This window comes from Streptomyces diastaticus subsp. diastaticus, from assembly GCF_011170125.1.
Classification (GTDB): domain Bacteria; phylum Actinomycetota; class Actinomycetes; order Streptomycetales; family Streptomycetaceae; genus Streptomyces; species Streptomyces diastaticus.
The window spans coordinates 1,167,410-1,190,819 of sequence record NZ_BLLN01000002.1 but is presented as its reverse complement, the minus strand read 5'-3'; the positions used below and the strand labels follow the sequence as shown (position 1 = coordinate 1,190,819).

At 74.9% G+C, this 23,410-nt stretch carries 1 protein-coding gene; it reads left to right on the top strand.

The window, feature by feature from the left end; all coding sequences use genetic code 11:
• Positions 1–150: 150 nt before the first annotated feature.
• Positions 151–23,322 (top strand): non-ribosomal peptide synthase/polyketide synthase, encoded by a 23,172-nt coding sequence (locus tag Sdia_RS06910; RefSeq protein ID WP_191835338.1) that lies wholly within the window; start codon positions 151–153, stop codon positions 23,320–23,322.
• The last annotated feature ends 88 nt before the right edge of the window (positions 23,323–23,410 follow it).

Genomic DNA, 23,410 nt, shown 5'->3' with positions numbered 1-23,410 from the left:
CCTCTAGCAACGCTGTGACCTGCTGAAGGGTCGAGCAACTCCACCGTTTCATGTGCGTGGGCGTCGACGGGCCGGGTGAAGTCCCCGGCCCGTCGACGGCGTTCGCGCGCCTTTTTCACCGCCTTTCCCTCTCACGAATGGGAGCCTTCCATGGACGCCGCGTCTTCGCGTGAGGCCCGGATCAGTTCGCTGCCGGAACACGTGCAGGAGAAACTCCGGAACCGCCTCGCCGGGCGCGGGACGGGCCGCAGCCGGAACGCCATCGGCCGCGCCGACCGGGACGGCACCCTCCCCCTCTCCTTCGCCCAGCAGCGGCTGTGGTTCATGGCGGAGTACGAGCAGGGGTCGGCCGGGAACAACTCGGGGCTGAGCCTGAGACTGACCGGCGCGCTGGACGTGGCCGCGTTCCGCGCGGCGCTGGACGCGGTCGCGGCCCGGCACGAGGCGCTGCGGACCACCTTCACCTCGGTGGAGGGCGTGGCCCGGCAGGTGGTGCACCCGGCCGTGCCGGTGCCGTTCCGGTACGTGGACCTGGTGGCGGAGCACGGTGAGGAGGCGGCCGAGGCGGCGTGCGACCTGCTCTTCGCCGAGGCGATGGCGGAGCCGTACGACCTTGAGCGCGGGCCGTTGGTCCGCGCCCTGCTGGTACGCACCGGCTCCGGGGACGGAGCGGAGGGGCCGGCCGGCGGCACGCACCGCTTCCTGCTGGGGATGCACCACATCGTCACCGACGGCGCCTCGATGGAGATCGTCGTCCGGGAGCTGAGCGCGGGGTACTCGGCCGGCCTGCACCCGGAGCGGGCGGCGGACGCGCCCGAACCGCTCGCCGTGCAGTACGCCGACTTCGCGGCCTGGCAGCGCGCCCGCTACTCCGCGGACGCCCTCGACCGCCACGCGGCCTACTGGAAGGAGCAGTTGGCCGGCATCCAGCCGCTGGAGCTGCCGACCGACCGGCCCCGCACCTCCTCGCGCGGCGAAGGGGGCGGCGCCGACGACGCGGGCGCCGTGCACACCTTCACCCTCCCCGAGGAGGTGGCCGACGGACTGCGGGCCCTGGGCCGCGAGCGCGGCGCCAGCCTCTTCGTCACGCTGACCGCGCTGACCCAGCTCCTGCTGGCCCGGCGTTCGGGCCAGGACGACATCGCGGTGGGCACCGCGGTGCCGGGCCGGGAGCGGGCCGAGGTGGAGCCCCTCGTCGGCTTCTTCATCAACGTCCTCGTCCTCCGTTCCCGCCTGGACCCCGGCCTCCCCTTCTCCGCCTACCTCGACCAGGTGCGGGAGACCGTCCTGGCCGCCTTCGAGCACCAGGACGTGCCGTTCGAGCGGCTGGTGGAGCTGGTCGCGCCGGAACGCGACACCTCGCGCACGCCGCTCATCCAGTCGATGGTGGTCCTGCAGAACACGCCGGCCGAGCCCTGCGCCTTCGAGGGCCTGCGCGTGGAGCGCGGCCAGCTCGCCCGCACCGACTCCCCCTACGAGGTGAGCTGGGAGTTCGAGGAGGGCGCGGCGGCCGGTACCGGCGGTGGACCCCTGCACTGCGCGATCGAGTACCGCACCGCGCTCTTCGACGCCGCCACCGTGGAGCGGATGGGGCGGCACTTCACGGCGCTGGCCCGCGCGGTCGCCGCCGACCCCGGCGTCCGGCTGGACGAGGCCGCGCCGGTCGCCCGCGCCGAACTGGCCGGGCTGCTCGCCGACGGCAGTGGCGGGGACCACCCGGCGGCGGCCCAGGGCTCGATCCCCGGCCGGTTCGCCGAGCAGGTCGCCCGCACGCCCGGTGCGCCCGCGCTGACCAGCGGCGACGAGCTGCTGACCTACGCCGGACTCGACGCCCGCGCCAACCAGTTGGCGCACCACCTGGTGAGGGCCGGGGTGCGCCGGGAGGACCCGGTCGCGGTCTGCCTGCCGCGTACCGCCGACCTGGTGGTGGCCGCCCTCGCCGTGCTGAAGGCGGGCGGGGCCTATCTGCCCGTCGACCCGGCGCTCCCGCGCGAGCGCGTCGCCTGGATGCTGGCCGAGAGCGGCGTGCGCACCGCCGTCACCAGCGGCGCCGTCGCCGCCGTGCTCGGCGGGCCGGGCCACGCGGCGGACGCCGCCGCCCCCTCGCGCACCGTCGTCGACCTCGACCTCGTCCGGGAGCGCACGGCCGCTCTGCCGACCACCGCCCCCGACGTCGCGCTCGGCGCCGACAACGCCGCCTACGTCATCCACACCTCCGGCTCCACCGGCCGCCCCAAGGGCGTCCTCGGCCTGCACGGCGGGCTGTTGAGCCGCTGGGCGTGGTTCGCCGACCGGTACCCCGGGTCGCGGTCCGCGGTGGTCTGCGCCAAGAGCTCCGTCAGCTTCCTCGACAGCGCCACCGAACTCCTCGGCACCCTCGTCCACGGCGGCCACGTCGTCCTCGCCTCGGACGAGGCGGCCAAGGACCCGTTCGCCCTGGCCGAGCTGGTCCGGCGCCACCGCGTCCAGCGCCTGACCCTGGTCCCCAGCCTCCTGGCGGTCCTCCTGGACGAGACCGACCCCGTGGCGCTGGCCTCCTGCACCACCTGGATCAGCAGTGGCGAACCGCTCAGCCGCTCGCTGGCCGCCCGTTTCCACGCGAAGCTCCCCCACGCCCGCCTGCTCAACCTCTACGGCTCCTCCGAGATCAGCGCCGACAGCCTCGCCTGGGAGGCGGACGGCCCGGACGTGCGGATCGGCTCGCCCCTCTGGAACACCCGCGTCCGTGTCCTGGACGCCCGCCTCAACCCGGTCCCGCGCGGCGTCCCGGGCGAGCTGTACGTGGCGGGCGCCGGCCTGGCGCGCGGCTACACCAACCGGCCCGGCGGCACCGCCGAGCGGTTCGTCGCCGACCCGTCCGGCTCCGGCGACCGCCTCTTCCGCACGGGTGACCTGGTGCGCTGGGCCGCCGACGGCGACCTGGAGCACCTGGGCCGCGCCGACGACCAGGTCAAGGTGCGCGGCTTCCGCATCGAGCCCGGCGAGATCGAGGCCGCGCTGCGGCACCACCCCGATGTCGCCGACGCGGCCGCCGCCGTCCGCGAGGACGCCGAGGGCACCGCGCGCATCGCCGCGTACCTGGTCCCGGCCGAGGGCCGCGCCCTGCCCACCGGCCGCGACCTGCGCGAGGCGGTCCGGCGCCGCCTGCCCGACTACATGGTCCCGTCCGCCTTCGTCCCCCTCGACGCGCTGCCCATGACCGCCAGCGGCAAGCTGGACCGTCGCGCCCTGCCCACCCCGGTGTGGGCCGAGTCCGCCGCGTACGTGGCGCCGCGCGATGGTACCGAGGCGGCCCTCGCCGCGATCTGGGCCGAGGTGCTGGGCGTCGAACGGATCGGCGCCGAGGACGATTTCTTCGCGCTCGGCGGCCACTCCCTGCTCGCCACCCGGGTGATCAGCCGGGTCCGCGGCGGCCTCGGTGCCGAGCTGACCGTACGCGACCTCTTCGAGGCACCCCGGCTGGCCGACCTCGCCGGTGCCGTGGACCGCGCGACGGCCGCCGCCGCGACACGGGGCGGCACCCCGCAGGGCGAACCGCCCGCCCACGAGCCGCTGGCCCCGGCCTCCCGCGAGGGCCGGCTCCCGCTCTCCTTCGCGCAGGAACGCCTCTGGTTCCTGGACGACTTCGCGCCCGGCGCCACCGAGTACCACGTCGCCGGCACCCTCCGCCTGACCGGCTCCCTCGACCACGCCGCGCTCACCGCCGCCGTCGCGGGCCTGGTCGCCCGGCACGAGGCGCTGCGCACCACCTTCACCGCGGTGGACGGGCAGGGCACCCAGGTGGTGCACGCCGCGATGGACGTCCCCGTCCGCACGGCCTCCGCCGCCACCGACGAGGCCCTGGACGCGCTCCTGCGCGCGGAGACCGCCGTCCCCTTCGACCTGCGCACCGGTCCGCTGCTCCGCGTGCTGCTGGTCGCCACCGCCGAGCCCGACACCCACACCCTGCTCCTGGTGATGCACCACATCGTCACCGACGGCTGGTCGATGGGGATCATCACCCGCGAACTGAGCGCGCTCTACGCGGCGGCCGTACGCGGCGAGGACGCCGCCCTTCCCGAGCTCGCCGTGCAGTACCCGGACTACGCCGTCTGGCAGCGCCGACGCCTCGCGGAAGCCGGCCTCGACGGCCAGCTCGCCTACTGGCGCGACCGCCTGGACGGTCTGGAACCGCTGGACCTGCCGACCGACCGGCCCCGCCCGGCGGTGCGCACCTCGGCCGGGGCTCAGCACGCCTTCGAGGTCCCGGCGGAGCTGGCACGCGAACTGAACGCCCTCGGCCGCGACCGGGGAGCCAGCCTCTTCATGGTGGTCACCGCCCTCACCCAGCTCCTGCTGGCCCGCTGGAGCGGCCGCACCGACATCGCGCTGGGCACCGGTGTCTCGGGACGCGAGGAGGCGGCGCTCGAAGGGCTGGTCGGCTTCTTCGTCAACACGCTCGTCCTGCGCACCGAGGTCGACGAGTCGGTCTCCTTCGAGGAGTTGCTCGCCCGGGTCCGCTCGACGGTCCTCGACGCCTTCTCCCACCAGGACGTGCCGTTCAGCCGCCTCATCGAGGAGCTGGCCCCCGAGCGCGACCCCAGCCGGACCCCGCTGGTCCAGGCGATGATCGTGCTCCAGAACACTCCGCGTGCCGAGTTCGACCTGCCCGGCCTGCGCGCGGAGGCCGTCTCCTCGGTCCGGGACGCCGCCCAGTCCGACCTGACCTTCTCCTTCGCCGAGCAGGACGGACGGCTGCTGGCGGTCGCCGAGTACAGCACCGACCTGTTCGACCGGGCGACGGTGGAGCGGCTGAGCCGGCACTGGGTGGAGCTGGCCTCCGCCGTGGCCGGGGAGGGTGCGCGCCGTGCGCTGTGCCAGGTGGAGCTGGTCGGCGGGCGCGAGCGGGAGACGCTGGTCGAGGGGTGGGGTGTGTCCGGCGTCGGCGCCGGACAGGCCCCGGTCACCCTGGGCGCGCTGTGGCGCTCCCGCGTGGCCGAGCGGGGCACCGACGGCACCGCCGTGGTCTGCGGCGACGAGACCCTGTCGTACGCCGAGGTGGACGCGCGGGTGGAGCGGGCGGCCCGCCGGCTGGCCGCGGTGGGCGTGGGCCCGGAGGTCCGGGTCGGCGTCGCCCTGCCCCGGTCGGTGGAGTGGCTGACCGTGCTGCTCGCGATCACGCGGGCCGGCGGGGTCTACGTGCCGATGGACCCGGAGTGGCCCGAGGAGCGGTTCGCCTTCGTCCGGGAGGACAGCGGCGTCGCGACCGTCGTCACCCCGGACACGCTGGAGCGATGGCGCCGGGAGCCGGACCACGGGGAGAACTCCGTCCACTCCCACGGCCACGTCCCGGTGGCGGAGGTGCCGCTCGACGCCGCCGCCTACATGATCTACACCTCCGGGTCGACGGGTCGTCCCAAGGGCGTGCTCGTGACCCACCGCGGCATCGCCGGCTTCACCGCCGCCCTCGCCGAACGCTTCGGCATCACCAGCGACGCCCGCGTGCTCCAACTGGCCTCGGCAGGCTTCGACGCCTCCGTCATGGAACTCCTCATGGCCCTCTCCGCCGGCGCCACCCTCGTCATCCCCGACGACGGCCGCGCCCTGGCCGGCCAAGACCTCCACGACACCCTCGCCACCCGGCGGATCACCCACACCCTCATCCCCCCCACCGTCCTCGCCAGCATCCCCACCGACGCCCCCCACCTCCCCCACCTCGCCGTCCTCGCCACCGGCGGCGAAGCCCTCACCCCCGCCCTCGTCCAACGCTGGGCACCCGGCCACCGCCTGCTCAACGCCTACGGCCCCACCGAGATCACCGTCGCCGCCAGCATCAGCACCCCCCTCGACACCCGACGCGAGGGAACCCCGCCGATCGGCCAACCGGTCGCCGAGGCCCACCTCACCGTCCGCGACCGATGGCTGCGCCTGGTCCCCGTCGGCGTCCCCGGCGAACTCCACGTCTCCGGCCCCGGCCTCGCCCGCGGCTACCACGAGCGTCCGGCACTGACGGCCGAACGCTTCACCGCCGACCCGCACCGCCCGGGCCAACGCCTCTACCGCACCGGCGACCTCGTCCGCTGGACCCCCGAGGGCGTCCTCGAATACCTCGGCCGCACCGACGACCAGGTCAAGATCCGCGGCCTGCGCATCGAACTCGGCGAGATCGAAACCGCCCTGACCGCCCACCCCGCCGTCGCCCAGACCACCGTCACCGTCCGCGAAGACACCCCCGGCACCCCGCGAATCGTCGCCTACACCGTCCCCACCGACGACGACACGGCGGGCGAGGCACCGGACCTCCACACCTGGCTGGCCGACCGGCTCCCCGCCTACATGGTCCCGACCGCCTTCGTCACCCTCACCGCCCTCCCCCGCAACACCAGCGGCAAGATCGACCGCAAGGCCCTGCCCGCCCCCGACCTCGCCGCCGCGACCGCCGACCACACCGCGCCCACCAGCGAGACCGAGCACACGCTGTGCCGGATCTGGGCCGAGACCCTGGGCCTGGAACGCGTCGGCACCCAGGACAACTTCTTCACCCTCGGCGGCGACTCCATCCTCAGCATCCAGGTCGTCTCCCGCGCCCGCCGGGCCGGACTCGAACTGACCTCCCGCGACATCTTCACCCGCCAGACCGTCGCCGCCCTCGCCGCCCACCTCACCGCCGCCGGAGCGACCGCTCCGGCCACCCAGGCCGAGCAGGCCACGCTCAGCGGGGCCGTCCCCACCACCCCCGTCCGCGAGTGGTTCTTCGCCCACCACCTGACCGCGCCCGAACACTTCAACATGGCGACCGAGGCCGAGCTGCCGGCCGGCACCGACCTGGCGGCCCTCCGCGAGGCGGTACGAGGTGTGCTGCTCCACCACGACGCGCTGCGGACGACCTTCTCCCGGGGCGCCGACGGCGAGCGCACCGCGTACTACGCCCCCGACGCCGACCTCGACGCGGTCCTCTCCGTCCACGACCTCACCGACGCCGCAGCGCCCGGCTGGCAGGAGCTGAAGAACGCCGCGCAGACCGGATTCAGCCTGGACGGCGGCCCGCTGGTCCGCGTGCTGGTGGGGACGGGCGGCGCGGGCACCCCCGTACGCCTCGTCGTCATCGCCCACCATCTGCTGGTGGACGGCGTGACCTGGCGCGTCCTGCTGGAGGACCTCCGGCGCGGCTACGCCCAGGTCTCCGCGGGCACCCCCGTCGACCTGGGGCGCAAGAGCTCCTCGGTGCGCCAGTGGGCCGACCGGCTCGCCCAGCACACGGCGACCGGCGGCTTCGACGCGCAGATACCGTACTGGGACTCCGTCATGGGCGGGGCCGACGCGTCGGTCCCGCTCGACGACCCGGCGGGCGACGCCACCACCGCGACCGCCGCCGCGGTCTCCGGCGGCCTCACCCGCGCCCAGACCGACCAGCTCCTCCAGCGGGTACCGGCGGCCTACCGCACGCAGATCAACGACGCGCTCCTCACCGCCCTCGCCCGCACCCTGCGCACCTGGACCGGCCGCGACCGCGTCCCGGTCACCCTGGAGGGCCACGGGCGCGAGGAGCTCTTCGCCGACCTCGACCTGACCCGTACGGCCGGCTGGTTCACCTCCCTCCACCCCGTGGCGCTGACCCTCCCCGAGGGCGACGACTGGGGGGCCGCCGTCACCTCGGTGAAGGAGCAGCTGCGGGCCGTCCCGGACCGGGGCGTGGGCTACGGCGCCCTGCGCCACCTGGGCGGTGCCTTCGCCGGCCACGCCGAGGCCCGGATCAGCTTCAACTACCTGGGCCGCCTCGACATGGCGGGCTCCACCCCGGACTCCGCGGGTGACGGCGCGGACTCCTGGTACCTGTCCTCCACCCTCAACCCGGGCGGCGAGCACAGCCCCCGCGAGCACCGCCCCCACCTCCTCGACGTGACCGCCGGCCTTCTCGACGGCCGCCTCGTCTTCACCTGGCACTACTCGGCGGGCGTGCACCGCGAGGAGACGATCCGCACGCTGGTGGAGGAGTTCGCCGCGCAGCTCGCCGCCTTCGTCGCCCACTGCGCGGAACCGGACGCGGGCGGCTGCTCGCCCTCGGACTTCCCACTGGCCGCGCTGGACCAGACCGAGGTGGACCGGATCGTCCGCGGCCACGCCGCCGGCCCCCGGGACGTCGAGGACGTCTACCCCCTCACCCCGCTCCAGTCCGGAATGCTCTTCCACGCCCTGGCCGAGCCCGACTCCCCGGCCTACCTGGAGCAGTTCGTCCTCACCCTGGACGGCGTCGCCGACACCGCTGTGCTGGCCCGTGCCTGGCAGCGGACGGTGGACCGCTCCGACGCGCTGCGGGTCGCGCTGGTCTGGGAGGGCGTCCGCGAGCCCGTGCAGGTGGTCCGCCGCCGGGCGGAGGTGCCGTTCACCTTCCTGGACAGGTCCGCGACCGGCGCCCTCTCCGAGGGTGAACAGGACGCCTTCCTGCGGGAGTTCCTGGCCGAGGACCGCGCGCGCGGCATCGACCTGGCCACCGCCCCGCTGATGCGGGTCGCGCTGATCCGCCTGCCCGGCGAGGAGTGCGTCCAGGTGGTGTGGACCTTCCACCACCTGCTCCTCGACGGCTGGAGCACCGCCGCCTTCCTCTCCGACGTCATGGCCGAGTACGCCGTGCTGACCGGCACCGCCACCGCCTCCCCGGCGGCCCGCGGCTCCTTCGGCGACTACCTGCGCTGGCTCGCCGAGCAGGACCAGGCCGCGGGCGCCGCCCACTGGCGCCGGGCGCTGGCCGGCTTCGAGGAGCCGGTGGCACTGCCGTACGACCGCGCACCCGAGCAGGTACGGCGCGGCCAGTCCAGCGCCCGCGTGCAGGTCGCGCTGGACGCCTCCGTCGCCGAGCGCGCCGGCGCCTTCGCCCGGGACCACCGGATCACCCAGAACGCCCTGGTCCAGGGCGCGTGGGCGCTCGTGCTCAGCCAGTACGCGGGCAGGCCCGACGTGGTGTTCGGCACCACCGTCTCGGGCCGCCCGGCCGACCTGCCCGGAGCCGAGGCGCTGCTGGGCCTCTTCATCAACACCCTGCCCGTCCGGGTGAGCGCCGACCCCGGCGTACGCGCCGCCGACTGGCTGCGCGGCCTCCAGGACCAGCAGGCCGAGTCGCGCCGCTACGAGTACGTGGCGCTCTCCGACGTGGAGACGGACCTGGCGCCCGGCGCCTCGCTCTTCGACAGCCTGGTCGTCTTCGAGAACTACCCGGTGGACGAGGCCGCCGCCGCGCAGCACGGCATCGGCGTCCGCGCGGCCGAGGCCGTCGAGTCGACCAACTACGCCCTGACGCTGATCGCGGCGGCCACCGGCGACCGCCTCGGCATGACGCTCGCCTACGACCCGGCCCTCTTCGAGCGGGGCACCGCCGAACGGCTCGCGGCCCAACTGGCCACGGCGGTGACCCGCCTGGTCGAACGGGCCGACGCGCCGGTCGCCGGGATCGAGCTGCTGACCGGCGCCGAGCGGGACCGCCTGATCGGCGAGTGGGGCAGCGGAGCGCGGACCCCGGTGGGCGGTTCGGTGGTGGAGGTCTTCGCCCGCCGGGCGGCCGCGGCCCCGGACGCCGTCGCGATCACCGCCGGGGGCACCTCGCTGACCTACCGTGAACTCGACCGGCGCACCGACCTGCTGGCGTACGCCCTGGTCGAGCGGGGGGTGACCGCCGAGTCCCGGGTGGGGCTGCTGCTGGAACGCTCCGCCGACGTGGTGGTGGCGATGCTCGCCGTGCTGAAGGCGGGAGGCGCCTACGTCCCGCTGCACGCCGGCTACCCCGAGGACCGCGTCCGCGACATCCTCGGCCGCAGCGGCACCACCCTGGTCCTCACCGACCGCGACCAGCCCTCCCTGGCCGGCGTCGCCACCTTCGACCCGCGCTCCCTGCCCGCCGGGACCGGCACCGGCACGGCCCTGCCCGCCGGGGCACGCCGCGACTCACTGGCGTACGTCATGTTCACCTCCGGCTCGACCGGCGTGCCGAAGGGCGTCGGGGTCACCCACGCCGACATCGTCGCGCTCGCCGCCGACCGGCGTTTCGCGGGCGGTGCCCACGAGCGGGTGCTTTTCCACTCGCCGCACTCCTTCGACGCGGCCACCTACGAGGTGTGGGTGCCGCTGCTGAACGGCCGCACCCTCACCGTCGCCACCGAGGACCTGACCACCGCCACCATCCGGCGGGCGGTCGCCGACGGCGTCACCGCGCTGTGGATCACCGCCGCCCTCTTCGGCGTCCTCGTCGAGGAGGACCCGGAGTGCTTCGCCGGGCTGGAGGAGATCTGGACCGGCGGCGACGCCGTTCCCCACCACGCGGCTCACACCCTGCTCGCCCGCCACCCGAATCTGACCCTGGTCAACGGCTACGGCCCGACCGAGACCACCACCTTCGCCGTCAGCGGCCCGCTCACCGCCGAGGACGTGGCCTTCGGCCCGGCGCCGCTCGGCACGCCGATGGACAACATGTACACGTACATCCTGGACGGGGCGCTGCGCCCCGTCCCGGTCGGTGTCCCCGGTGAGCTCTACCTGGGGGGCAGCGGCGTGGCGCGCGGCTACCACGACCAGCCGCGGCTGACCGCCGAGCGGTTCATCCCCGACCCGCACCACGCCGGCGGCCGCCTCTACCGCACCGGCGACCTCGCCCGCTGGCGGGCCGACGGACGCATCGACTTCCTCGGGCGGGCCGACACCCAGGTGAAGATCCGCGGCTACCGCATCGAGACGGCGGAGATCGAGACCGTCCTGCTCGCCCACCCCGAGGTCACCCACGCCGCCGTCCTCGCCCGGGAGGACGGGCCGCGCACCAAGTACCTCGCCGCCTACCTCGTCACCCGCGACGGACGCCCGCTCGACCAGGAGGCGCTCCGCCGCCACCTCGCGGACTCGCTGCCCGAGTACATGGTCCCGGCCTCCTTCACGGCCGTCGAGGCGATCCCGCTGACCGTCAACGGCAAGGTCGACCGGCGCGCCCTGCCCGCCCCGGAGTTCACCCCGGCCGGCACGGCCCACACCGCGCCGCGTACCGCCACCGAGCGGGCCCTGTGCGCGATCTGGGCCGAGGTCCTGGGGGCGGACCGGATCGGTGTGGACGACGACTTCTTCGCCCTGGGCGGCGACTCGATCTCCAGCCTCAAGGTCACCTCCCGCACCCGCGCCGCCCTCGGCACGGGGCTCTCCCCGCGCGCCCTCTTCGACCATCCGACCGTGGCGCGCCTCGCCGCCGAGATCGACGGCCGCGCGGCCTCGGGCGAGGAGGGCGCGGGGGTGGTACCGGTCCCGCGCGGCGGGCGGCTGCCGATGTCGCTGCCGCAGGAACGCCTGTGGTTCCTGGAGAACTTCACGCCGGGCTCCGTCGAGTACAACGTGGTCGCCGGACTCCGCCTGACCGGCACGCTCGACGTGGCGGCGCTCCACAGCGCGGTGACGGGCCTGGTCGCCCGCCACGAGGCCCTGCGCACCACCTTCGACTCGGTCGACGGCCGAGGCGTCCAGATCGTCCACGACACCCTCGACGTCCCGGTGCGGACCGTCGACGCCGACGGCACCGCCGAGGTCGACGCGGTGCTGCGGGCCGAGGCCGTCGAGCCGTTCGACCTGCGCACCGGCCCGCTGCTGCGGGTCCTGCTGGTCCGGGCGGCCCCCGGGGAGCACGTCCTGGTCGTGGCGATGCACCACATCGTGACCGACGGCTGGTCGATGGGGATCATCACCCGCGAACTGAGCGCGCTCTACGCCGCCGCGGTACGCGGCGAGGACGCCGCGCTGCCCGCGCTCCCGGTCCAGTACCCCGACTTCGCCGTCTGGCAGCGCGCACGGCACACGGGAGACACCCTCGACGCCCAGCTCGCGCACTGGCGTGAGCGGCTGGCCGGCCTGGAGCCGCTCGACCTGCCGACGGACCGCCCGCGCCCGCAGGTCCGCACGGCGGCGGGCGGCACCCGGGTCTTCACCGTCCCGGCCGCGCTGGCCGGCCGCCTGACGGAGCTGGGCCGCACCCGCGGGGCCAGCCTCTTCATGGGTCTGACGGCGGTGACGAAGCTCGTCCTGGCCCGCTACACCGGCCGGAGCGACATCGCCCTGGGCACCGCCGTCTCCGGGCGCGAGCGGGCCGAACTGGAAGGGCTGGTCGGTTTCTTCGTCAACACCCTCGCCCTGCGCACCAGGGTGGACGCCGCCGACCGCTTCACGGATCTGCTGGACCGGGTGCGGAGCACCACGCTCGACGCCTTCGCCCACCAGGACGTGCCGTTCAGCCGGCTCATCGAGGAACTGGCCCCCGAGCGCGACCCCAGCCGCACCCCGCTGGTGCAGGCCATGATCACGCTCCAGAACACCCCGGGCGGCAGCTTCGCCCTGCCCGGCCTCACCGCCGAGGAGTACGAGATCCCCCGTGCGGCCGCCCAGTTCGACCTGGGCCTGCACTTCCAGGAGACGGGCGACGGGGCGCTGGTCGGCGTCGCGGAGTACAGCTCCGACCTGTTCGACGCGGCCACGGTGGACCGGCTCTGCCGCCACTGGCTGATCCTCGCCGAGGAGGCCGTGAGCACTCCCGCGCTGCCGGTGGCCCGGCTGACCATGCTGGAGCCCGCCGAACGCGCCGCCCTCCTGCCGCGGCACCCGGACGGGCGCGGCGCTCCCGGCCCGTTCCGCACGGTCGTGGAGCTGATCGGCGACCGGGCCGCCCGGCGACCGGAGGCCGTCGCCCTGCTCCACGGCGACACCTCCGTCACCTACGCGGAGCTGGGCCGGCGTGCCGACCAGCTCGCCCGCCACCTGCTCGCCCTCGGCGCCGGACCCGAGAAGCGCGTGGGCATCTCCCTGCCCCGCACCCCCGACCTGGTCGTCGCCGCCCTCGCCGTCCTCAAGACCGGCGCCGCCTACGTCCCGCTCGACCCCGAGTACCCCGCCGACCGCCTGGAGCACATGCGCGGCGACAGCGGCACCCACCTCACCGTGGACGCCGCCCTCGTCGAGGCGGCCCGCACCACCGACGACAGCCCTCTCCCGGCCCCGGAACTGACGGCGGCCAACGCCGCGTACGTCATCTACACCTCCGGCTCCACCGGCAAGCCCAAGGGCGTCGTCATCCCGCACCACGCCCTGACCCGCCTCATCACCTGGGCCACCACCCTCGGCGAAGACACCTTCGCCCACACCTTCTTCTCCACCAGCCTCAACTTCGACGTCTCCGTCTTCGAACTCTTCGGCACCCTCGCCACCGGCGGCACCCTCGAAATCGCCCACAACATCCTCAGCCTCACCGACCACCCCACCTGGAACGGCACACTCGTCTCCGCCGTCCCCTCCGCCGTCACCGCCGTCCTCGACGACCCCACCACCCACATCGACCCCGACCTCCTCGTCCTGGCCGGCGAAGCCTTCCCCACCTCACTCCTCCACACCGCCCGCCGCACCCTGCCCGACACCACCATCGCCAACATCTACGGCCCCACCGAAGCCACCGTCTACGCCACCGGCTGGTTCTCCGACGACAACCCCCAACCACACGGCACCTCCGTACCCATCGGCCGCCCCCTCGCCGGCAAAAACGCCTACGTCCTCGACCACTCCCTCAACCCCGTACCCACCGGCGTCCACGGCGAGCTCTACCTCGCCGGCAGCCTCGCCCGCGGCTACCACCACCAACCCGCCCTCACCGCCACCCGCTTCATCGCCCACCCCCACCACCCCGGACAACGCCTCTACCGCACCGGCGACCTCGTCCGCCGCCACCCCGACGGCACCCTCGAATACGCCGGCCGCAACGACCACCAGGTCAAGATCCGCGGCCACCGCGTGGAAACCGGCGAGATCGAGACCACCCTCCTCACCCACCCCCACATCACCCGCGCCGCCGTCACCGTCCGCGAGGACACCCCCGGCGCCCGGCACCTGGTGGGCTACGTGGTCGTCACCGCCGAGGTCCCCGACGCCGACCTGCGGGCCCACCTCGCGGCGACCCTGCCGGAGTACATGCTCCCCGCGGCCTTCGTCACCCTCGACGCGCTACCGCTCAACGCCGCCGGAAAGCTCGACCGGGCCGCCCTGCCCGCGCCCCACTTCGATCCCCGGGCCGGCGCGTACACGGCACCCGGCACCGGGACGGAGCGGCTCCTCGCCGACATCTGGAAGGAGATCCTGGGCGTCGAACGCGTCGGCACCGAGGACAACTTCTTCGACCTCGGCGGCGACTCGATCATCAGCCTCCAGGTGGTCTCCCGCGCCCGCCGCGCCGGACTCGCCCTCACCTCCCGCGACGTCTTCCTCCACCCGACCGTCGCCGCCCTCGCACAGGCCGTCCAGCCCGCCGAGGACGCGGCCGAGACCCTCGCCGAACAGGGCGCGCTCTCGGGGCCGGCGCCCCTGCTCCCGGCGCACGGCTGGTTCTTCGAGACGCACCCGGTCGCGCCCGAGCACTTCAACTTCTCGGTCGCCCTCGCCCTCGCCCCCGCCTACGACCTGGACGCGCTGCGCTCCGCCGTGGCCGCCGTCGTCGGCCACCACGACGCCCTGCGCCTCACCTTCGACACCGCGGCAGGCCCGCGGCCCTCGGCCGCCTACCGGAGCGCGACCAGCGCCGACGCGGTCCTGGACGTCCACGACCTCACCGCCCCGGACGGCACGGCGGGCACCCCGGACGCCCGCTGGCGTGCGGCCGTCCTCGCCGCGCACTCCGGCTTCGACCTGGCCGAAGGGCCGCTGATCCGCTTCGTCGTCGGCCAGGAGGGCGCCGGGCGGCCCGCGCGGCTCGCCGTCGTCGCCCACCACCTCGTGATGGACGGCGTCTCCCTGCGCGTCCTCATGGAGGACCTGGCGACCGCCTACGAGCAGATCACCGCGGGCGGCACGGCGGACCTCGGCCCGAAGGGCACCTCGGTGCGCCAGTGGGCCGAGCGGCTCGCCGGACACACCGCCGCCGGCGGCTTCGACGACCAGATCCCGTACTGGCGGGCCGTGGAGGACCAGGCCGTGACCGCGCTCCCGGTCGACCTGCCCGGGGGCCGCAACACCGTCGCCACCCAGGAGGCGGTCTCCCTCGCCCTGACCACCGAGCAGACGGAGGCCGTGCTCCAGCAGGCGTCCGCGCTGTACCGCACCCAGGCCAACGACGTCCTGCTCACCGCCCTCGCCCGCGCCCTGCGCGCCTGGACGGGGCACGACCGGGTCGCCGTCACCCTGGAGGGCCACGGCCGCGAGGAACTCTTCGACGACGTCGACCTGACCCGTACCGTCGGCTGGTTCACCTCCCTCCACCCGATCGCGCTCAGCCTGCCCGAGCAGACCGCGGGCGAGGCGGACGGCGGCTGGGGCGACGCGGTCAAGAGCGTCAAGGAGCAGTTGCGGGCGATCCCGCGACGCGGCATCGGCTACGGCGCGCTGCGCCACCTCGCCGACGCCCCGGTGGGCCGTCTCGACCCGCAGATCAGCTTCAACTACCACGGCCAGTTCGACGTCTCCGGCGACGGCACCGAGGACGCCCTGTTCGGCCCGGCCCTCGCCCCGGTCGGCGGCGAGCACGCGCCCGCCGAACGCCGCACCCACCTGCTGGACGTGGTCGGTGCCGTCCAGGACGGCCGGCTGGTCTTCTCCTGGCTCTACTCCGCCGACACCTACCGCGAGGAGACGGTGCGCGGCCTCGCCGAGGGCTTCGCCGCCGAACTGGCCGCCTTCGCCGAGCACTGCGCCCGCCCCGACGCGGGCGGCTGCACCCCCTCGGACTTCCCGCTGGTCACCCTCGGCCAGGCCGAGGTGGACCGGATCGCCGGGAACGGCCGCACGGTCGAGGACATCTACCCGCTGACCCCGCTCCAGTCCGGCATGCTCTTCCACGCCCTCGCGGACCCCGCCTCCGGCGCCTACCTGGAGCAGCTGACCTTCACCCTGGAGGGCGTCAGCGACGTCGAACGGCTCGCCGCCGCCTGGCGCCGGGTCCTGGAGCGCGCCGACGCGCTGCGCGTCTCGCTGGTCTGGGAGCGGGTGCCCGAGCCTGTCCAGGTGGTGCACCGGCGGCTGGACGTCCCCGTACACATCGCCGACTGGTCGGCGGCGGCCGAGGCGGAACGGGAACTGCTCCTCGCGGACTTCCTCGCCGAGGACCGTGCCCGGGGCGTCGACCTGGCCGAGGGCCCGCTGCTGCGGGTGGCGCTGATCAGTCTCGGCGCCGAGGACGTCCAGGTCGTGTGGACCTTCCACCACCTGCTCCTCGACGGCTGGAGCAACGCGGCCCTGCTGGGCGACGTGGTCGCCGAGTACGCCGCCCTCGGCGGTGAGCCCGCCGCGGCCCCGGCCGTACGCGGCTCCTTCGGCGACTACCTGCGCTGGCTGGCCGCCCAGGACCAGGAGGCCGGGCGCGACTACTGGCGCCGGGCGCTGGCCGGGTTCGAGGAGCCGGTGGCCCTGCCGTACGACCGGGCTCCCCGCCAGTCGCGCGACGGCGCGTCGACCGCCCGCGTCGAGATCGCGCTCGACCCGGCGGCGGCGGCCCGCGCCGGCGCCTTCGCCCGCCGGCACCGCCTGACCCTCAACGCCCTGGTCCAGGGCGCCTGGGCGCTGGTGCTCGGGCAGCAGGCGGGCGTCGCGGACGTGGTGTTCGGCACCACGGTCTCCGGCCGCCCCGCCGACCTGCCGGGCGCGGAGTCCGTCCTCGGCCTCTTCATCAACACCCTGCCGGTCCGCGTCACGGTGGACCCGGCGCGGCCCGCCGCCGACTGGCTGGCCGGCATCCAGGCGGAGCTGGCCGAGGCCCGGAGCCACGAGTACGTCGCGCTCTCCGACATCACGGCCGACATCGTCCCCGGCACCTCCCTCTTCGAGAGCCTGGTGGTCTTCGAGAACTACCCCGTCGACAAGGCGAAGACGGGCCGGCACGGTCTCGGGGTCCGCTCCGTCAGCGCCGTCGAGTCCACCAACTACGCCCTCACCCTGGTGGCGTCGGCCGCCGACGACCGCCTGGAACTGGTCCTCGCCTACGACCCCGAGCTGTTCGACGCCGCCACCGTCGAGCGGCTCGCGGAGCGGCTGCGGCAGGCGGTCACCGCGCTGGCGGGCTCCGACGGGCTGCCCGTGGGGCGCCTCCCGCTGCTCGCCGAGGAGGAGCTGCGGGCCGTCGAGGCGGCCGGCGGCACCTTCGACCCGGCCGCCGCGCCGCGCACCGTGCCCGCCGCCTTCGCCGAGCGGGTGGCGGCGACCCCGGACGCGACCGCCGTGGAATGCGGCGGACGGGCGCTCACCTACGCCGAGCTGGACGCCCGCGCCGACCGGCTGGCCCAGCTCCTCGCCGAGCACGGCGTGCGTGCGGGCGCGGAGAGCCGGGTGGCGCTGCTCCTGGACCGCTCCGCCGACGTGGTGGTGGCGATGCTCGCCGTGCTGAAGGCGGGCGGCGCGTACGTGCCGCTCTTCGCCGGCTACCCGGACGAGCGGGTCCGCCAGGTCGTCGAGTCCAGCGGGGCGACGGTGATCGTCACCGACGCGTCCCTGCGCGACCGCGCGGCCCTCTCCGCCGTGCCGGTGGTCGAGGTGGGCGCCGCGCCCGCCGGGACCGCCCCGCTCCGGGCGGCGGCCCGCCCGGACTCGCTGGCGTACGTCATGTTCACCTCGGGCTCGACCGGCGTCCCCAAGGGTGTGGACATCACCCACGCCGACATCACCGCCCTCGCCGCCGACCGGCGTTTCGCCGGCGGTGCCCACGAGCGGGTGCTGTTCCACTCGCCGCACTCCTTCGACGCGGCCACCTACGAGGTGTGGGTGCCGCTGCTGAACGGCGGTTCCCTCACGGTCGCGACCGGCGACCTGACCACCGCCGCCGTCCGGCGGGCGGTCGCCGACGGCGTCACCGCGCTGTGGATCACCGCCGCCCTCTTCGGCGTCCTCGTCGAGGAGGACCCGGAGTGCTTCGCCGGGCTCCGGGAGGTCTGGACGGGCGGCGACGCCGTTCCGCACCACGCCGCCCACGCCCTGCTCACCCGCCACCCGGGCCTCACCCTGATCAACGGCTACGGCCCGACCGAGACCACCACCTTCGCCGTCACCGGCCCGCTGACCACCGAGGACGTGGCCTTCGGCCCGGCCCCGCTGGGCACGCCGATGGACGACACCCTCGCGTACGTCCTGGACGGCGCCCTGCGCCCGGTCCCCGTCGGCGTCCCCGGTGAGCTGTACCTCGGCGGCGCCGGCCTGGCCCGCGGCTACCACGGCCGGCCCCGGCTCACCGCCGAGCGGTTCGTGGCCGACCCGCGCCACGCGGGCCGGCGCCTGTACCGCACCGGGGACCTGGTGCGGCGGCGCACGGACGGGCGGCTCGACTTCCTCGGGCGGACCGACACCCAGGTGAAGATCCGCGGCTACCGCATCGAGACGGCGGAGATCGAGACCGCGCTCCTGGCCCACCCGGCCGTCACGCACAGCTACGTCCTCGCCCGCGAGGACCGGCCCGGCACCAAGTACCTGGCCGCGTACGTCGTCCTGGACCAGGACGCGGACGGCACGCCGGACCTGACCGGTGAACTCCGCGCCCACCTGGCGTGCGGCCTGCCGGAGTACATGGTCCCGGCGGCCTTCACCGCCGTCGAGGCGATCCCGCTGACCGTCAACGGCAAGGTCGACCGGCGCGCGCTGCCCGCCCCCGCCCCGGCCGCCGGGGCGACCGGGGCGTACACCGCGCCGGGCACCCCCACCGAGCAGGCCCTGGCCGCCGTCTGGGGCGAGGTGCTCGGCTCGGACCGGGTCGGCGCGCACGACGACTTCTTCGCCCTGGGCGGCGACTCGATCTCCAGTCTCAAGGTGACCTCCCGCATCCGCACGGCGCTGCACACGCACCTGACCCCGCGCGCCCTCTTCGACCACCCGACGGTGGCCCGCCTCGCCGCCGAGATCGACGCCCGGGAGGACGCCGCCGAGGCCGCCGTCACCCCGGCACCGCGCGACGGCTACCTGCCGCTCTCCTTCACCCAGGAACGCCTGTGGTTCCTGGAGAACTTCACACCGGGCGGGGCGGAGTACACCATCACCGGCGCGCTGCGGCTGACCGGTACCGTCGACCACGGCGCGCTGCGCACGGCGGTGGCGGGTCTGGTGGACCGGCACGAGTCCCTGCGGACCACCTTCGCCTCCATCGCGGGGCGCGGCGTGCAGGTGGTGCACGACAGCATGGCCGTCCCGGTGCGCACCGCCGCCCCGGCCGACGCGGACGAGCTGTACGCGCTGCTGCGCGCCGAGGCCGCCGAACCGTTCGACCTGACGGCCGGCCCGCTGGTCCGCGTCCTGCTCGCCGAGGTTCCGGCGGCCGGGACGGCCGGGGCCGCGGAGCGGGAGCACGTCCTGGTCCTCGCGATGCACCACATCGTCACCGACGGCTGGTCCATGGGGATCATCACCCGTGAGCTGAGCGCGCTCTACGCCGCCGCGGTACGCGGGACCGAACCGGCCCTGCCGCCGCTGCCCGTGCAGTACCCGGACTTCGCCGTCTGGCAGCGCGAGCGGCTCGAAGGAGAGGGACTCGACCGTCAACTGGACTACTGGCGGCGGAAGCTGGACGGCATCGAGCCCCTGGAGCTGCCCACGGACCGGCCCCGGCCGACGGTGCGCACCTCGGCGGGCGCGGTCCATTCCTTCCAGGTGCCCCGCGCTCTCGCCGACCGCCTCGCGGAGGTCGCCCGGACCGGGGGCGCCAGCCTCTTCATGGTGCTGACGGCGGTGACCCAGCTGGTCCTCGCCCGCTACACCGGGCAGCGCGACGTCGCGGTGGGCACGGTCGTCTCCGGGCGGGAGCGCACCGAGCTGGAGAACCTGGTCGGCTTCTTCGTCAACACGCTGGTCCTGCGCACCCGGATCGAGGCCGCCGCCTCCTTCGCCGAGCTGCTGGACGACGTTCGGACGACGACGCTGGACGCCTTCGCCCACCAGGACGTGCCGTTCAGCCGCCTCATCGAGGAGCTGGCCCCCGACCGCGACACCAGCCGCACCCCGCTGGTGCAGGCGCTGGTGGCGCTCCAGAACGCGCCCGGCTCCACCTTCGACCTGCCGGGGCTGCGGGTGGCGGAGCAGCCGATACCGCGCGAGGCCGCGCAGTTCGAGCTGAGCCTGCACTTCCAGCAGACCGGGGACGGGGCGCTGGCGGCGGTCGCCGAGTTCAACACCGACCTCTTCGACGCGGCCACCGTCGAGCGGCTCTGCCGCCACTGGCTGGTCCTCGCCGAGGAGGCCGTGGCCGCGCCCTCGGTCCCGCTGGCCCAGCTCACCATGGCGGACGAGGCCGAACGCGCCGCGCTCCGGCCGGCCCTCGGCACCCCGGCGGAGCCGTTCCGGTCGGTCGTCGCGATGATCGCCGACCAGGTCGCCCGCACCCCGCGGGCGGTGGCCCTGTCGCACGACGGCACCACTCTGACCTACGCGGAGCTGGCCAGGCGCTCGGACCAGCTCGCCCACCGTCTCCTGGAGCTGGGCGCCGGACCGGAACGCCGTGTCGGCATCTCGCTGCCGCGCACCCCGGACCTGGTGATCGCCGCCCTGGCCGTCCTCAAGACCGGCGCTGCCTACGTCCCGCTCGACCCCGAGTACCCCGCCGACCGCCTGGAGCACATGGCGGCGGACAGCGGCGCCCTCCTCACCGTCGACGGCGCGCTGATCGCGGACGCCCTGACCGCCGAGGCAGGCCCCGTCCCGCACCCGCTCCTCTCCCCGGAGAACGCGGCGTACGTCATCTACACCTCGGGCTCCACCGGCAAACCCAAGGGCGTCGTCATCCCGCACCACGCCCTGACCCGCCTCATCACCTGGGCCACCACCCTCGGCGAAGACACCTTCGCCCACACCTTCTTCTCCACCAGCCTCAACTTCGACGTCTCCGTCTTCGAACTCTTCGGCACCCTCGCCACCGGCGGCACCCTCGAAATCGCCCACAACATCCTCAGCCTCACCGACCACCCCGCCTGGGACGGCACCCTCGTCTCCGCCGTCCCCTCCGCCTTCCAGGCGCTGGTGGCCGAGCCGACCACCCGACTGGACCCGAAGCTGCTGATCCTGGCCGGCGAGGCCTTCCCCACCACACTCCTCGACCAGGCGCGCCGCGCCCTGCCGCACACCACCGTCGCCAACATCTACGGCCCGACCGAGGCCACCGTGTACGCCACCGGCTGGTTCTCCCACGAGAACCCGGACCCGAAGGCCACCACGGTCCCCATCGGCCGTCCCCTGGCGGGCAAGAGCGCCTACGTCCTGGACGCGACCCTCAACCCCGTCCCGGCCGGTTCCTGGGGCGAGCTGTACCTCGCGGGCAGCCTCGCCCGCGGCTACATCGGCCGGCCGCACCTGACCTCGGAACGCTTCGTCGCCCACCCCTACGACCAGGGGGCCCGCCTCTACCGCACCGGGGACCTGGTCCGCCGCCACCTCGACGGCACCCTGGAGTACGCGGGCCGCAACGACCACCAGATCAAGGTCCGCGGCCACCGCATCGAGACGGGCGAGATCGAGACGGCCCTGCTCGCCCTTCCCGGGACCGGCCAGGCCGCCGTCGTCGCCCGCGAGGACCAGCCGGGGACCAAGTACCTGGTGGCCTACCTCGTCACCACCGGCCCGGAGCCGGCCGACCCGGCCGAGGTGCGGGCGCACCTCGCCCGCACGCTCCCGGACCACATGCTCCCCGCGGCCTTCGTCACCCTCGACGCCCTGCCGCTCAACGCCGCCGGCAAGCTCGACCGGGCCGCCCTGCCCGCGCCGGGCTTCGAGGCGCCCGACCACGTGTACACGGCGCCCCGCACCGAGACCGAACGGGTGCTGTGCGAGGTGTGGGCGGAGGTGCTGGGACTCGGGCAGGTCGGCGTCGAGGACGACTTCTTCGACCTCGGCGGCGACTCGATCATCAGCCTCCAGGTGGTCTCGCGCGCCCGCCGCGCCGGACTCGCCCTCACCTCCCGGGACGTCTTCCTCCACCCGACCGTCGCCACCCTCGCAGCCACCGTCGACGAGAACGGCCAGGTGGCCGACGACGCCAGTGCCCAACAGGGAACGGTCCTCGGCGCGGTGGCCCCCACTCCCGTGCGGGAGTGGTTCTTCGCCACGCATCCGGTGGACCCCGGGCACTACACGATGTCCACCTCCTTCGCGCTGGAGCCCGGCACCGACCTCGGTGCGCTGCGCGCCGCCGTCGAGGCCCTGCTGACCCAGCACGACGCGCTGCGCTCCACCTTCACCCGCGCCGCCGACGGCACCTGGTCCGGGCGGATCGCCGCCGCCGTCGACCTCGACGAGGTCCTCACGGTGCACGAGCTGCCCGCCGGGCCCCAGGCGGAGGGGGCCTGGGTGGAGTTGGCGACCCGTACCAAGGCCGGGCTGGACCTGGAGCGCGGCCCGCTGTTCCGCGTCGTCGTCGCCCGGCCCGCGCCGGGAGCCGGACCGGAGGCGGCCGAGTCGCCGCTGCGGCTGCTGGTCACCGCCCACCACCTGGTCATCGACGGCGTGTCCTGGCGGATCCTCCTCGCCGACCTGGGACGCGCGTACGAGCAGGCCCTCTCGGTCGGCGCGACCGACCTGGGGGCGAAGTCCAGCTCGGTGCGGTACTGGGCCGAACGGCTCGGCCGGCACGTCCAGGAGGGCGGCTTCGCCGACCAGGTGGAGTACTGGCGGTCGGTCACCGAGGCGGCCGAGTTCGCGCTGCCGCTCGACACCCCGGACGGCACCAACCTCGTCGCCGACCAGGCCGCGCTCCAGGCCCACCTGGACGCCGACGAGACGCACGCGCTGCTCCACCAGGTGCCGGGCAGGTTCCGCACCCAGATCAACGACGTGCTGCTCGCCGCGCTCGCCCGCACCCTGCGGGAGTGGACCGGGCACGACCGGGTGGCGGTCAACCTGGAGGGCCACGGCCGTGAGGAACTCTTCGAGGACGTGGACCTGACCCGCACCGTCGGCTGGTTCACCTCGATCTACCCGGTCGCCCTCACCCTCCCGGAAGCCGGGGACGGCGACGCCGGGGACTGGACCGCCACCATGCGCTCGGTGAAGCGCCAGCTCCGGGCGGTCCCGGACCGCGGTGTCGGCTACGGCGCGCTGCGCCACCTGACGGGGGAGCTGGCCGGCGACCCCGATCCGCGGATCAGCTTCAACTACCTGGGGCAGTTCGGCGGCGAGGCGGGCGAGGGCGGACTGCTCGCCGCGGCTCTGCCCCCGGCCGGACCGGAGCACGGGCTGCGCCAGGAGCGCAACCACCTGATCGACGTCGTCGCGGCCGTGGACGGCGGCAGGTTCACCGTCACCTGGTACTACTCGGCCGCCGTCCACCGCGAGTCCACCGTCGCGGCCCTCGCCGAGGGCTTCACCGCCGCGCTGCGCAGCGCCTGCCGGAGCTGACCGCCCCGCTCCCGGCCCGCACCGGCCCCGTCGTCACGGACGGGGCCGGTGCCCCCTCCCCTCCACCTCGTCCACGTCCCACAGGGAG